Source organism: Bifidobacterium sp. wkB344 (assembly GCF_003688305.1).
Taxonomy (GTDB): domain Bacteria; phylum Actinomycetota; class Actinomycetes; order Actinomycetales; family Bifidobacteriaceae; genus Bombiscardovia; species Bombiscardovia mizhiensis.
The window spans coordinates 455,098-468,582 of the sequence record NZ_NPOQ01000016.1; the positions used below are offsets into that span (position 1 = coordinate 455,098).

At 64.3% G+C, this 13,485-nt stretch carries 13 protein-coding genes; 6 read left to right on the forward strand and 7 right to left on the reverse strand.

All coding sequences use genetic code 11. The annotated features are described in order from the left end of the window. Positions 1-75: 75 nt before the first annotated feature. The 4 genes from uvrB to CI601_RS06560 form a co-directional block, all read right to left on the reverse strand. Positions 76-2,187 carry an excinuclease ABC subunit UvrB gene (gene uvrB, locus CI601_RS06545; protein ID WP_121914766.1) on the reverse strand — a complete coding sequence of 704 codons (2,112 nt, stop codon included), beginning with the start codon at positions 2,185-2,187 and terminating at the stop codon, positions 76-78. A gap of 39 nt (positions 2,188-2,226) precedes the next feature. Beyond that, on the reverse strand, positions 2,227-2,859 hold the full coding sequence (coaE, locus tag CI601_RS06550; RefSeq protein ID WP_121914829.1) for a dephospho-CoA kinase: 633 nt from the start codon (positions 2,857-2,859) through the stop codon (positions 2,227-2,229). Between the two features lie 95 nt (positions 2,860-2,954). Beyond that, complete coding sequence (gene rpsA, locus CI601_RS06555) at positions 2,955-4,460, reverse strand: 30S ribosomal protein S1 (RefSeq protein WP_024627351.1); 1,506 nt, start codon at positions 4,458-4,460, stop codon at positions 2,955-2,957. A 102-nt stretch (positions 4,461-4,562) separates the two neighbouring features. Then, complete coding sequence (locus tag CI601_RS06560) at positions 4,563-5,483, reverse strand: bifunctional methylenetetrahydrofolate dehydrogenase/methenyltetrahydrofolate cyclohydrolase (RefSeq protein ID WP_121914767.1); 921 nt, start codon at positions 5,481-5,483, stop codon at positions 4,563-4,565. 212 nt (positions 5,484-5,695) lie between these two features. Here CI601_RS06560 and CI601_RS06565 point away from each other — a divergent pair, with 212 nt between their 5' ends. Beyond that, positions 5,696-6,571: an ABC transporter ATP-binding protein gene (locus CI601_RS06565; RefSeq protein WP_121914768.1), complete on the forward strand. Its 876-nt coding sequence runs from the start codon at positions 5,696-5,698 to the stop codon at positions 6,569-6,571. After that, the gene (locus CI601_RS06570) at positions 6,568-7,395 is read left to right on the forward strand and encodes a metal ABC transporter permease (RefSeq protein ID WP_121914769.1); all 828 of its coding nucleotides are present in this window, start codon (positions 6,568-6,570) and stop codon (positions 7,393-7,395) included. The genes CI601_RS06565 and CI601_RS06570 overlap by 4 nt, the downstream gene beginning before the upstream one ends. A gap of 6 nt (positions 7,396-7,401) precedes the next feature. Here CI601_RS06570 and CI601_RS06575 read toward each other — a convergent pair whose 3' ends face one another. Then, positions 7,402-7,881 (reverse strand): 2-C-methyl-D-erythritol 2,4-cyclodiphosphate synthase, encoded by a 480-nt coding sequence (locus CI601_RS06575; protein WP_121914770.1) that lies wholly within the window; start codon positions 7,879-7,881, stop codon positions 7,402-7,404. Positions 7,882-7,895: 14 nt separating this feature from the next. After that, entirely contained in the window at positions 7,896-8,516 is a 621-nt protein-coding gene (locus tag CI601_RS06580) for a CarD family transcriptional regulator (protein WP_024627346.1), read from the reverse strand. A gap of 224 nt (positions 8,517-8,740) precedes the next feature. Here CI601_RS06580 and CI601_RS06585 point away from each other — a divergent pair, with 224 nt between their 5' ends. The 4 genes from CI601_RS06585 to CI601_RS06600 all read left to right on the forward strand — a co-directional run bounded on the left by CI601_RS06585 (position 8,741) and on the right by CI601_RS06600 (position 12,664). Further along, a complete protein-coding gene (locus CI601_RS06585) occupies positions 8,741-9,478 on the forward strand; it encodes a response regulator transcription factor (protein ID WP_024627345.1) in 738 nt (245 codons plus the stop codon). A 9-nt stretch (positions 9,479-9,487) separates the two neighbouring features. Then, entirely contained in the window at positions 9,488-10,627 is a 1,140-nt protein-coding gene (locus tag CI601_RS06590; protein WP_395948005.1) for a sensor histidine kinase, read from the forward strand. A 70-nt stretch (positions 10,628-10,697) separates the two neighbouring features. Next, complete coding sequence (locus tag CI601_RS06595; protein ID WP_121914771.1) at positions 10,698-11,315, forward strand: LexA family transcriptional regulator; 618 nt, start codon at positions 10,698-10,700, stop codon at positions 11,313-11,315. Beyond that, a complete protein-coding gene (locus CI601_RS06600; protein ID WP_121914772.1) occupies positions 11,312-12,664 on the forward strand; it encodes a Y-family DNA polymerase in 1,353 nt (450 codons plus the stop codon). The genes CI601_RS06595 and CI601_RS06600 overlap by 4 nt, the downstream gene beginning before the upstream one ends. On the opposite strand, the gene CI601_RS06605 is transcribed toward CI601_RS06600, so the two are convergent. Next, positions 12,661-13,416, reverse strand: a complete 756-nt coding sequence (locus CI601_RS06605; protein WP_121914773.1) for a ComF family protein — start codon at positions 13,414-13,416, stop codon at positions 12,661-12,663. The genes CI601_RS06600 and CI601_RS06605 overlap by 4 nt on opposite strands. Positions 13,417-13,485 lie beyond the last annotated feature (69 nt).

The window sequence follows — 13,485 nt, forward strand, 5'->3', positions numbered from 1 at the left end:
GCAGGCAACGGTCTGCAGGTCGGGCCTGAGATGCTCTTGCCTCCGCATCACAGGCCAAACCCACTTTTGACCTACTTACTTTTTGGCCTCGGTCATCTGCCGCAGCTCCTTCTTCAGATCCTTGATTTCGTCGCGCAGACGGGCTGCAAGCTCGAACTGCAGCTGTTGCGCAGCCGTGTGCATCTGGTCGCTCAGCTGACGGATCAGATCGGCAAGGTCCTGAGCCGGCAGACCGGCCTGGAGGATCTCCTGATGCCGCTTGTCAGCCTCTTCCTTGTCATAAAGGGGCACGCCCAGGTGGGAGTTGCCAGCCTTGTTGGCGTTGCGGTAGCCGCCCGCCAGCAGGGTCTGGGTGTCCACATCCTCCTTGGCCAGCATGTCGTTGACGTCGCTGATCTTCTTGATCAGCGGCTTGGGGTCCACGCCGTGCTTCTTGTTGTAGGCGATCTGCTTGGCACGGCGGCGGTTGGTTTCGCTGATGGCCTTGTCCATGGAGTCAGTGACCTCATCGGCATACATGATGACCTTGCCTGATACGTTCCTGGCCGCGCGGCCGATGGTCTGAATCAGGGACCGGTAGGAACGCAGGAAGCCCTCCTTGTCCGCATCCAGAATGGCCACCAGGGAGACCTCGGGCAGATCCAGTCCCTCGCGCAGGAGGTTGATACCCACGATGACATCGATCTTGCCCTCACGCAGCTCCCGCAGGAGCTCCACGCGCCGTAGGGTGTCCACATCCGAGTGCAGGTACTCGACTTTGATGTCGCGCTCGAGCAGGTAGTCGGTCAGGTCCTCGGCCATCTTCTTGGTCAGCGTGGTCACCAGAACCCGCTCGTGGCGATCCACCCGTGTCTTGATCTCATCCAGGAGGTCGTCCACTTGGCCCTTGACGGGCCTTACCTCCACCTCGGGATCCAGTAGGCCAGTGGGCCGGATGACCTGCTCCACCACCCCGTCGGACAGGCCCATCTCATAGTCGCCCGGTGTTGCCGACAGGTAGACGGTCTGGCCCACCTTGTCCAGGAACTCCGGCCACTTGAGCGGACGGTTGTCCATGGCCGAAGGCAGGCGGAAGCCGTGCTCGACCAGGGTCCGCTTGCGGCTGGCATCCCCCTCGTACATGGCTCCGATCTGAGGAACGGTCACGTGGGATTCGTCAATGACAAGCAGGAAGTCGTCGGGGAAAAAGTCCAGCAGGGTGTGGGGCGGGGAGCCGGGTTCGCGGCCGTCGAAGTGCCGGGAGTAGTTCTCCACTCCCGAGCAGGTGCCGATCTGGGTGAGCATCTCCAGGTCGTAGGTAGTACGCATGGTCAGCCTCTGGGCCTCCAGCTCCTTGCCCTGCTTGCGCAACTGGCCCACACGCCAGTCCAGCTCCTCCTTGATGGTCTTCAGGGCGCGCTCCATCCGTTCGGGACCGGCCACATAGTGGGAGGCGGGGAAGATGTGCACGGAGGTCTCATGGGCGATCTCGTCCCCGGTCAGCGGATGCAGGGTGGAGATGCGGTCAATCTCATCGCCGAAGAATTCGATGCGAACGGCCAACTCCTCATAGACGGGGATGATCTCGACCGTGTCGCCACGCACGCGGAAGGTGCCTCGGGTGAAGGCGATGTCGTTGCGCTTGTACTGCATGTCCACGAACTTGCGCAACAGGTCGTCCCGGTTGATCCGGTCCCCCTCATGCAGGAAGAGCATACGCCCGGCGTACTCCTCGGGCGTGCCCAGGCCGTAGATGCAGGAGACGGTGGCCACCACCACGCAGTCGCGCCTGGTCAACAAGTTAGCCGTGGCAGCGTGCCGGAGCCGCTCCACGTCGTCGTTGATGTTGGAGTCCTTCTCGATGTAGGTATCTGTTTGAGGAATGTAGGCCTCAGGCTGGTAGTAGTCGTAGTAGGAGACGAAGTAGGAGACCGCATTGTCGGGCATGAGCTCGCGGAACTCGGCGCAGAGCTGGGCGGCCAGGGTCTTGTTGGGTTCCAGAATCAGGGTGGGCCGCTGCAGGCGCTCGATCAGCCAGGCCGTGGTCGCGGTCTTGCCGGTGCCGGTGGCGCCCATGAGCACCACATCATTCTCACCATTCTCGATCCGGGTGGCCAGTTCCTCGATGGCCTCTGGCTGGTCGCCGGAGGGCTTATAGGGAGACTTGACCACGAAGGGCTTGTCGGTCCGCTCAATGTTGAACCCCATGAAACTCCCTTCCAGGATGCGTCATTCGCCTAAGGCTCCTCAGTCGCTGTGCGAGGATCCCTGGGCCAAGGTCTTTAGCTCTTCGTATATTCTATCAACAGACTCGAACATTTGTTCGATAGGCTGGGACCCGTCCACCAGCAGATCGGCCTGGGCGCGTCGCGAACTGCTGCTGGTCTGGGAACCGATGCGTTCAACAGCCTGGCTTTTGGTCATATGCCGCTGATTCACCATACGCGCAATCCTCACCTGGCTTGGGGTCTCCACCAACAGAACCCTGTCGAAATGAAAAGGAATGGCTGAGCCTACCTCGGTCAGCAGGGGCACCTCATGAACCACCACCTCGGAACCCTCCAGCCAGGGCTGCTCGGCCTTGGCGGCCAGGTCATAGACCAGCGGATGGATGATGTCATCCAGGTCCCTACGATCACGATCGGCCGTCGGCCCGCCGAAGACCCGTGCCGCCAGGGCTGACCTGTCCACTCCCCCACGGCCGTCCCTGCAGTCTGAGCCGAAACGCTCCAAAACCGGCCCCACGCCGGGCCCGCCCGGAGCGATGACCTCGTGGGAGAGCTGGTCGTAATCGATGACCTTGGCCCCGTCCTGAGCCAGCCGAGCCGCCACCGTGCTCTTGCCGGCCGCTATTCCGCCGGTCAATCCCACACGTATCATCCCGACCTCCCGCATATACCCTATGGATCTTATGGCAGCAGATACAAATGGAGGGGCCCGACCGAGGCCGGACCCCTCCATTCACCGCTTAATGCTCACTTCTTTTCCTTGAGCAGCTGCTCGCGCAGGGCGGCCAGCTGGTCGTCGGAGGCCAAGGTGCCCTCGGAGCTGGACTCCGAGCTGTAGTTGGTGGTCTCCTCGGAGTTCTGACGGCGAGAGCGCGAACCGGAGGCGGGCGCCTGGGAGGAACGGCTGTCCTCGGCGGCCGAAGCCTCGGCGTTCTCCAGCTCCTTGGCCACGAAGGCCTTGTGCTGCTCCCAGAGGTCGTGGGCGGCCGCATACTGGGACTCCCACTCCTCCCGCTGCTTCTCGTAGCCGGCGATCCACTCGTTGCTCTCGGGGTCGAAGCCCTCGGGGTACTTGTAGTTGCCGTCCTCGTCGTACTCGGCGGGCATGCCGTAGATGGCCGGATCGAAGTCCTCGGAGGTCGGATCGACGGAGTCGTCGGCCTGCTTGAGCGACAGGGAGATGCGGCGGCGATCCAGGTCGACGTCGATGACCTTGACGAAGATCTCCTCGCCCTGCTTGACCACGGTCTCGGGGTTCTCCACGTGGCGGTTGGCCAGCTCGGAGATGTGGACCAGGCCCTCGATGCCGTCCTCGACGGAGACGAAGACACCGAACTGCACGATCTTGGTGACCTTGCCCTTGACGATCTGTCCGGGCACGTGGGTCCGGGCGAAGCGCTGCCAAGGATCTTCCTGGGTGGCCTTGAGGGACAGCGAGATGCGCTCGCGGTCCATATCGACATCCAGCACCTCGACGGTGACCTTGTCGCCCACCTTGACGACCTCGCTGGGGTGATCGATGTGCTTCCAGGAAAGCTCGGAAACATGGATCAGGCCGTCCACACCACCCAGGTCGACGAAGGCGCCGAAGTTGACGATGGAGCTGACCGTACCCTCGCGGATCTGGCCCTTCTTGAGCTGGGCCATGAAGGTCTCGCGCACCTCGGACTGGGTCTCCTCCAGGTACTGGCGGCGGGAGAGGACCACGTTGTTGCGGTTCTTGTCCAGCTCCAGAATCTTGGCCTTGATCTTCTGCCCGATGTAGGGAGACAGGTCGCGCACGCGGCGCATCTCGACCAGGGATGCGGGCAGGAAGCCACGCAGGCCGATGTCGACGATGAGTCCGCCCTTGACGGCCTCGATGACGGTGCCCTCAACGACGCCGTCAGCATCCTTGATCTTCTCGATGTCGCCCCAGGCGCGCTCGTACTGGGCACGCTTCTTGGACAGGATCAGGCGGCCTTCCTTGTCCTCCTTGGTGACGACCAGAGCCTCGATGGTGTCACCGACCTGGACCACATCGTCGGGATCGACATCCTTCTTGATGGAAAGCTCGCGGGAGGGAATCACGCCCTCGGTCTTGTAGCCGATGTCCAGCAGAACCTCGTCATGGTCGATCTTAACGACCGTCCCCTCGACCAGATCCCCATCGTCGAAGTTCTTGATGGTGGAATCGACTGCCTTGATGAAGTCTTCCTCGGACCCGATGTCATTGACCGCGACCTGGGGGACTTCCTTCTTGTTCTCTGCCATTAATTAAATTGTTTCTTGTATAGTTGGTGGATATTTTTCCGTATTGAGTTATGCGTTCCCGCCGGCAGGCGCGAACATTCTCCATGATAGGAGACACCGCGGTCATTGTCGCCGGGAGACCTCGGGCGTGTCGCAGACGGGGATTCCGGCGGCCCGCTCGGCGGATTCAACCACATTGACCAGGAGCATGGCCCGGGTCATGGGACCCACGCCACCGGGGTTGGGCGTATAAGCGGCTGCAGACTGCCTGGCGGCCGGGTCGATGTCGCCCTTGATCCGCCAGCGCCCCTCCTGCTGATCCCAGATCCGGGAGACACCTACATCCACCAGAACGGCACCCTGGCGGACCTGGTCAGGGCCAACCAGTCCAGCTCGGCCCACGGCCGAAATGATCACGTCAGCCCTGCGCAGATGGGCGTCAACGTCCCTGGTGCGGGTATGGCAGAGGGTCACGGTGGCATCCACCCCGCGGTTGGTCAGGAGCAGCCCGATGGTGCGGCCCACGGTCAATCCCCGGCCCAGCACACAGACATCCTTGCCGGTCAGGTCAATCCCGTAATGGTCCAGCAAGTACAGAATCCCGCGCGGTGTGCAGGGCAGGGGGGTCCGCACCTGGCCGTCGGTATGCAGGACCAGCTGGCCCAGGTTGTAGGGATGCATGCCGTCGGCGTCCTTGGCCGGATCGATGCGATCGATGATCTCAGTAGGATCCACGCCATCAGGCAGGGGCAGCTGGACGATGTAGCCGGTGCAGTCAGGATCCTGGTTGAGCTGATCCACGGCAGCAAGAATCCGCTCCTCGCCGGCATCGGCGGGCAGATCAACCCTGATCGACCTGATGCCCACCTGGCTGCAGTCCCGGTGCTTGCCCTCTACATATTTAACCGAACCCGGATCCTCCCCCACCAGGATGGTCCCCAGGCCGGGCGTGCGCCCCATGGCCGTCAGCCTAGCCACCCGAGCGCGCAGGTCCTCCTTGAGTTCCGCAGCCGCCGCCTTCCCGTCCAGTTTTACTGCAGTCAACACGTCTCCATCATCCAAGAGGGCACAAACCCTTGTCGAATTCGTCTGGGCCAGATTAGCGCAGATTCCTCCCCGAACGGAACCAGCGTCCAATGGCCGGTCTGGGAGGACTCGACTGCTGAAGTTGCGTGCTGTCCTCTCCCCAGCGATAATGAGAATCATGCTCAATAAGAGCAGGTTCACCATTTTAAGCCCGTGCAGGAAAGGAAGTCATGGATACGGACACGGATAGAACATCCACGCAGGCCTGCATCGTCTTCGACCATGCCGCCATCCGCCGTTCCGGGCGGCTGATCTGGTCAGAGGGGACCTTCACCATTCCCTCGGGAACCGTGACCGCCATCGTGGGCACCAACGGCACGGGCAAAACCAGCATGATGCAGGCCGAGCTGGGCCTGCTCCCCCTGGACGCCGGCAGCCTGCGGGTCCTGGGGCAGCCGGCCGGCCAGGCCAACGACCGCATAGGATACGTACCACAGAGCTACACCTCGGATATCGACTCCAACCTTACGGCTGAACAATCCGTCCTGCTGGGGCTGACCGGCACCCGGTTCGGCATTCACCCCGTCACCCGGCAGGACCGCGAGCGCGCCAGAGCGGCCATGCGCTTCGTCGGTGTGGAAGACAGGGCCCACCTGCGCCTGTCCCAGCTCTCCGGCGGCCTGCGACAGCGGGTGGCCATCGCCCAGGCCCTGGTCTGCGATCCTGATCTGCTCATGCTGGACGAGCCCCTGGCCAATCTGGATCTGGCCGGGCAGCGCGCCACCGTCCACCTGCTGGCACAACTCAACAGCCGTCTGGGCATGTCCATCCAGGTGGTGGCCCACGATCTGAACATGCTGCTGCCTGTGCTGACCGGGGCGGTCTACCTGCTGGACGGGCACCCCCATTACGCCCGCATGGACGACGTGCTGGATTCGGACCTGCTCACCCACCTCTACGGCACCAAGGTAGAGGTGGTCACCACTCCTCAGGGGGACATGTTCGTGGCCCCCGACATGGACGAGCCGATCGGACCCGTTCACAATCGCTACCAACCCAGCCAGGTGGCCCGCCTGCACGGGACGGACCGGGAAAGGAACTCATGACCACACCAGTCTTCGACCCCCATTGGACCGAGATCCTCGCCGCCCCCTTCATGCGCAACGCCATGGTGGCCGGCCTGTGCATCGCCGTGGCTGCCGGAGCCATGGGCTACTTCACCATTGCCAGACACTCCACCTTCGCCGCCCACGCCCTGGCCCACATCGGTCTGCCCGGTGCCACAGGGGCCGTTCTGCTGGGACTGCCGGTCTCTGCCGGCATGGGCCTGTTCGCCCTGGGCGGGGCGCTGGTCATCGGAGCCCTGGGCAAGCGGGCCTCCCAAAGGGAGATCGCCACGGGCACGGTCCTGGCCTTCGCCACCGGTCTGGGACTCTTCTTCGCCAGGATGTCCAGCTCGGCCTCCCAGCAGATGCAGGCCATCCTCTTCGGATCCATCCTCACCATCACCCGAGGCCAGGTCGTCGGCTTCATAGTCTTTGATGTAATCCTGCTGATCCTGCTGGCCCTGATCTACCGGCCCCTGCTCTTCAGTTCCCTGGATGAGCAGGTGGCCCAGGCCCGCGGCGTGCCCATCGGGCTGATGAACCTGACTTTCATGGCCATCATGGCCGGCGTCATCACCATCGCCGTACCTGCAGTGGGGACCCTGCTCATCTTCGCCCTGGTCGTCACCCCGGCGGCCACGGCCAACATCCTGGTGGCCTCTCCCCTACGGGCCATGCTTCTGTCAGGATTGATCTGCCTGGCTTCCATCTGGGGAGGCCTGGTGATCTCGGCCATGGTGCCGGCCCCTCCCAGCTTCGTCATCGTGACCCTGTCCACCTTCTTCTGGGCTCTGGCCAAGGGATGGGCGGCTCTGCGCGCCTGATGCCGTTCAGTCCACCAGGGCGGTGGCCATGACGGCGATGCCCTCATCGTGGCCGGTAAAGCCCATGCCATCAGTGGTGGTGGCGGTCAGTTTAACCGGAGCCCCGACAGCCTGACTCATGGCCTGCTGGGCCAGGTGACGACGGGAGGAGATTCTGGGGCGCTGGCCGACGATGACCAGGGAGGCGTTGAGCAGCCTGCGACCGTGCCCATGTAGACAGTCCATGGTCTTCTCCAGCATGGCCGCGCCGTGCATGCCCGCTCCAAGAGCCTGTGATCCCAGGCCGAACAAGGTGCCGATATCGCCCAGGTCGGCGGCTGACAGGATGGCATCGATCAGGGCATGGGCGGCTGCATCGCCGTCAGAATCGCCCAGCAGGCCGGGGGTTCCGTCATCCCAGGACAGGCAGGCCAACCAGAGGGGACGCTCACCGGTCGGGTCGAAGCGATGGGCGTCAAAGCCCAGTCCAATGTTTGGATGGCCCATGACCGAATCCGGACTCAGCGCTTGGCCTTGGTCTTCCCCTTGCCCTTGGTCTTGGCAGCCTCCTGGGCCACCCGTGCCAGGGTCTTGGAGGCCGGCTCCTTGGGGGACTTGGTATGGTGCTTGTCGTCACCGGGCATGGGTTCCGCATAACCCAGGTTGACGTCCAGCAAACGCTGGGCCTCGTCCTCGTCCAGCTTCTCGGACAGGGCGATCTCGGAGGTCAGGATCTTGCGGGCCTTGATCAGCATCCGCTTCTCGCCCGCCGACAGCCCGTGCTCGTCCACGTCGCGCTGGGAGAGGTCGCGCACCACCTCGGCGATCTTGTTGACCTCGCCGGTGGCGATCTTCTCCACGTTCAGCTTGTAGCGGCGGGACCAGTTCATCTCCTTCTCCTCGACCACCGGGGTGCGCAGGATCTCGAAGACCTTGGCCACCGCCTTGGCGTCGACGATGTCTCTGACGCCCACCTTGGCCGCGTTCTCCACGGGGACGTTGATGACCAGTCCGTCCGAGGAGAGCACGGACAGCTGCAGGTACTTGCGGGTGACGCCCTTGACGGTCCGTTCGGTGATGGCGTCCACCCTGGCGGCCCCATGACGCGGATAGACGACCATGTCACCGACCTTGTAACCCATATGCCCTCCAGAACGAGTCGAGAAAATACCATATAATAATGCCATTGCGTATGGACTTGCTGACGGGCGCCTGGGGACGACGCGATTCTCCGCGAGCACACTTCCCCTGGAGGCTCTGAAGACTATTCTGGAAGAAACGACGGTGGTGGAACGAATGCCGACAAGGCTCCACCCCGCATGACGAGCATCGTTTTGCGGATCAGTGATCGAAAACAGAGGTAGGCATGATCAGAAACACAAGCCGCTACACTACACCCAGCACCATCCTGGTGGTTGAGGATGAACCCACCCTGGCCACTGCCATAGCCCAGCGCATCACCGCCGAAGGGTGGACGGCCCGGGTGGCCTCGGACGGTGCCAGCGCCGTGCAGGCCGCCTCCCAGATCAAGCCCGACCTGGTCATCATGGACATCATGCTGCCCGTCATGGACGGACTGGAGGCCACCAAGCGGATCGTGGCCGAGCGGCCGGTGCCGGTGCTGATTCTGACCGCCCGGGACGACGAGGCCGACAAGGTGACCGGTCTGGGCGCCGGGGCCGACGACTACATGACCAAGCCCTTCTCCATGCGCGAGCTGATCGCCCGCTGCAAGGCCCTCCTGCGCCGGGTGGAGCGGGCCAAGGTCATCGCCAAGAACTCCGAGAACGAGAAGGTGCTGGACTTCGGATCCCTGGTCATCGACCCGGCCCAGCGCATCGTGACCCTGCGCGGGAAGCAGATCCACCTGACCCCCACCGAATTCGACCTGCTGGCCACGCTGGCCCGTCGGCCCAAGTCCGTGCTCACCCGCGAGAAGCTGCTGGAGGAGGTCTGGGACTGGGTGGATGCCTCGGGCACCAGGACAGTGGACTCCCACGTCAAGGCCCTGCGCCACAAGCTGGGCTCGCAGATGATCCGCACCGTGCATGGCGTGGGCTACGCCTTCGAGCCGCCCGAGGATCAGGAACAGGACCAGCGGTAGCAGCCGCGGATGCACGCCATGAGCAAGGACGGCAAAAGCCGGCGCAATGGGCCCGGTCTGAGTGCGCGTGTGGATCGCGAACGGCCCATTGGATCCTTCGCCTCATTGAAGGTGGAGCTGAGCGTCCTGATCATCATCTCCACAGCCATCGCCTTCGTCATGGCCTGGTTCCTGCTGAAGATGGGCTGGAGCGGCTGGATCGCCATGCCGCTGACCCTGGTGGTGGCCCTGGGGATCACCTACTTCTTCTCCCGAGGGCTCACCGCTCCCCTGAGGCAGATGCGGGATGCGGCCGAGGCCATGGCCGACGGGGACTACACGGTTCGGGTCCATGCCACCACGACCAGCCACGACGAGGTGGGGCTCCTGGCCCAGTCCTTCAACGAGATGGCCGAGGAGCTCCAGCACGCCGACCAGATGCGCCGGGACATGGTGGCCAATGTCAGCCACGAGCTGCGCACCCCCGTCTCGGCCCTGCAGGCCATGGTGGAGAACATGGCGGACGGGGTGACCGAGCCCACGCCAGCCAACCTGGAGGGGATCCTGGAGCAGACCCATCGCCTGTCCGACCTGATCGCCTTCCTGCTGGATCTGTCGAGGATGGAGGCCGGGGCTGCCAGCCTGCAGATCGAGGACTTCGACTTCGGGGACTTCATTGACGAGACCCTCCAGCCCCTGGCCATAGCCGACGCCGGGCACGCCCACGACATCCAGGTGGATCTGGAGAAGGGCCTGAGGATGGAGGGCGACCAGGACCGGCTGCGCCAGCTCTTTACCAACGTCATCAGCAACGCCCTGAAGCACTCGGCCGACGGCACCACGGTGCTGATCCAGGCCCACGAGGACCGGCAGCAGGAGACCATTGTCACCAACGTGGTCAACTTCGGCTCGCAGATACCCCCCGAGGCCCGCACCGACATCTTCCGGCGCTTCGTCAAGGGCAAGGCCGGCCCGGGCACGGAGTCGGGCGGCACCGGGCTGGGGCTGTCCATCGCCCGCTGGGCGGCCCAGTTGCATGGAGGCCAGGTGCAGGTGGTGGACGACCCGCGCGGAGCCGACTTCGAGATCACCCTGCCCAGATATCACCGCGACCCCGATGAGGACGAGGGGGACGGAGACCACTCTGACGGGTCCGACGCGCCGCATTGACGGGGAGGCGCACTTCGGCTCATAATGAAATCGAACATTTGTTCGAATGCCATCGAGTTCGAGGTGTGCCATGGTCGCTACCATCCATGGGTCGCCGGATGCGGCCCCTGCTTCCCTGCCGGAGTGCCGGGTCGATGCCCTGAGTCCCTTCCGAGGGCACCCCAGCCCTGTCCCCCAGGCCTTGGAGGCCGTCCACGCCGGCTTCCCCTCCGTGGCCCAGGACTACTTCAGCGGCGACTTCAGCTTCGACCAGAACGTCATCATCCACCCCGATGCCACCTTCATCATCCATGTGGCCGGTGATTCCATGACCGGAGCCGGCATCTTCGATGGGGACCTGCTGGTGGTCGACCGGTCCCTGGAGCCGCGCGAGGGGGACATCGTCATCGCCATCCTGGACGACGAGCTGCTGGTCAAGCGGCTGGCCAGGTACAAGGGACGGACCATGTTGCGGGCCGAGAACCCCGCCTACCCCGACTTCCTGCCCCAGGAGGGCGAGGAACTGGTCATCTGGGGGGTGGTCATCGGTAACTATCACTGGCAGCGAGTGGACACCAAGGGCGAACTTCGGAGCGGCTCTCCCCTGCCCCAGGTCACCTATCCCGGGCATACCCCGCACGGTCGCAGGCACACGGGAAGCCAGGGCCGGAAGCCCGCCTATCCTTCCACGGGCTGGGGGTCGGCATGAGCGCGCAGAGACCGGCCCAGCCGGCATCCGGGACCGCTCTGACAGGCCAGGTAGTCCTGGCTGATGCCAACTCTTTCTTCGCTTCATGTGAGGCCGTCTTCGACCCCTCCCTGGCCGATCGCCCGGTGGTTGTACTGTCCAACAACGACGGCTGCGTAGTGGCCCGCAACCGCCCGGCCAAGGCCTTGGGCATCACCAATGGCACACCCTGGTTCACCATTCGCGACAGGGCCCTGCAGGACGGGGTGGTGGCCCGCAGCTCCAATTATGAGCTCTACGCCAGCCTCTCAAGACGCATGATGGCCATCATGGCCCATTTCCTGCCCAACCAGGAGATCTACTCCATCGACGAATGCTTCATGGACAGCATCTGGAACGACAAGCGCACCGTCCAGATCTGCCAGGAGCTGCGCGCCGCGGTCCTGCGGTGCACCGGCATCCCCGTCAGCGTGGGCGTGGCGCCTACCAAAACCCTGGCCAAGGTGGCCAACCACTGGGCCAAGGACCATCCCTCGACCGAGGGGATCACCCTCTGGAGCCAGGTGGAGTCCCAGTATGGCGACCAGGCTCTGGCATCCGTGCCCGTCGACCAGGTCTGGGGAGTAGGCCGACGGCTGACCGGCAGACTCATGGGCATGGGCATCACCACCGCCCTGGATCTGCGCGATGCCGATCCCTCCCTGATCCGGCATCGGTTCTCCGTCATGCTGCAGCGCACCGTACTGGAGTTGAGGGGACGACCCTGTATCGAACCCGAGGCGGATGCCGCCAGGGGCGTGCGCACCGATCAGATTCTGTGCTCGCGCATGTTCTCTCACCCCATTGAGGGCTACGCCACCCTGGCCCAAGCCTTGAGCATCTACGCCCAGAAGGCCTGCCGCCGCCTGCGTCGACAGCACGGCCTATGTGGCAGAGTGCGGGTCTTCTGCTCCACCAGCCCCTATGCGCCCCAGCAGTTCTGCTCAGCTGGCCGGACCGTCGTCCTGGAGGATCCCAGCGACGACCCGCTGGTCATCGCCGGCGCAGCCAGCCGGGCGCTCAAGGGCCGAGTGGATCCGCACGCCCGCTGGATCCGGGCCGGGGTGGTTCTGCTGGACCTGACCGACGCCGACCACTTCCACACCTTGGAAGGCCTGGACGCAGCCCGGGACACCCATGGTCTGGGGGACGTCCTGGAGGATGCCACCCGTCGTTTCGGCCCCTTCCGCGTGGGCGTGGGCTACGGAGGCATCCGCGGCCAGGGCCGGAGCGACGAGGATACGGGGGCCGACTGGGCCATGAACCGGGGCATGCTCTCCCCCCGGGCCACCACCCGCTGGGACGAGATGGCCGTGGCCCAGGCCCGCTAGAGATCCTCATGGCCTGGAGGAACGGCCGCCAATGCCAGGGCAGCCAGCGGCAGGGCACCTGCAGTCTCCAGGGCTCGGGCACACTGACGGATGGTGGAGCCCGTGGTGATGATGTCGTCCACCATCAGGACAGGATGACCGGCCAGTCGTGAGGGATCCGCAGCCGCAATCCGGCCTGCCAGCCGACGCGAACGGTTCCGGCGGCCGCCCGCTTGGACAGACTTGGTTCTCACGGAGTTCATGATCAGGGCCGGTTCCACCTGGGCAGCTAGACCCTGCCGTTGCAGGGCCTGGACCAGGGACAGGAGGATCGGCTCCAGATGAACCCTCCCCCGCTTTCGCAGGGAGGCGCGGGAGGAGGGGGCGGGAACCACCAGAATGGCCCTGGCAGGCTTGGGCCGGAGTAGGGGATCGATCAGCCTGGCCAGAGCCGGAGCCAGATCGGCCATGGCCTGGCCCAAGGGCCTGTCTAAGGGCCGGTTGTCATGGTCCTTCCAGGACAGAATGATCCGCCTGACAGATCCACGATATGGAGCGCAGGCCAGCGCCAGACCCACGGCATAGGCGGGCGCGGGCACCGACAGGGGCCGGAAGAGCAGGGATCTGCAGCTGGGGCAGAGCAGCAGGTCCGGGCGGTCACAGCCGGCGCAGGCTCGAGGAGCCAGCAGGTCCAGGGCCGAGCCAGCCATGGCCGAGGCGACAGCATAAGCGGCTCGTCTGAGACGGCTGGATGCCGATGAAGGATTGTACATATCGCCCAGCCAACCCCAAGACGCAAAGAATAGACAAGCAGATCAGGGCCATGTGGATGAACAGGCTAT

Coding starts and splice junctions, on each gene's coding strand:
- CI601_RS06600 (WP_121914772.1), top strand. CDS start 11,312: ATGAGCGCGCAGAGACCGGCCCAGCCGGCATCCGGGACCGCTCTGACA.
- CI601_RS06565 (WP_121914768.1), top strand. CDS start 5,696: ATGGATACGGACACGGATAGAACATCCACGCAGGCCTGCATCGTCTTC.
- CI601_RS06585 (WP_024627345.1), top strand. CDS start 8,741: ATGATCAGAAACACAAGCCGCTACACTACACCCAGCACCATCCTGGTG.
- CI601_RS06605 (WP_121914773.1), bottom strand. CDS start 13,416: ATGTACAATCCTTCATCGGCATCCAGCCGTCTCAGACGAGCCGCTTAT.
- coaE (WP_121914829.1), bottom strand. CDS start 2,859: ATGATACGTGTGGGATTGACCGGCGGAATAGCGGCCGGCAAGAGCACG.
- CI601_RS06590 (WP_395948005.1), top strand. CDS start 9,488: ATGCACGCCATGAGCAAGGACGGCAAAAGCCGGCGCAATGGGCCCGGT.
- CI601_RS06570 (WP_121914769.1), top strand. CDS start 6,568: ATGACCACACCAGTCTTCGACCCCCATTGGACCGAGATCCTCGCCGCC.
- rpsA (WP_024627351.1), bottom strand. CDS start 4,460: ATGGCAGAGAACAAGAAGGAAGTCCCCCAGGTCGCGGTCAATGACATC.
- uvrB (WP_121914766.1), bottom strand. CDS start 2,187: ATGGGGTTCAACATTGAGCGGACCGACAAGCCCTTCGTGGTCAAGTCT.
- CI601_RS06595 (WP_121914771.1), top strand. CDS start 10,698: ATGGTCGCTACCATCCATGGGTCGCCGGATGCGGCCCCTGCTTCCCTG.
- CI601_RS06580 (WP_024627346.1), bottom strand. CDS start 8,516: ATGGGTTACAAGGTCGGTGACATGGTCGTCTATCCGCGTCATGGGGCC.
- CI601_RS06575 (WP_121914770.1), bottom strand. CDS start 7,881: ATGGGCCATCCAAACATTGGACTGGGCTTTGACGCCCATCGCTTCGAC.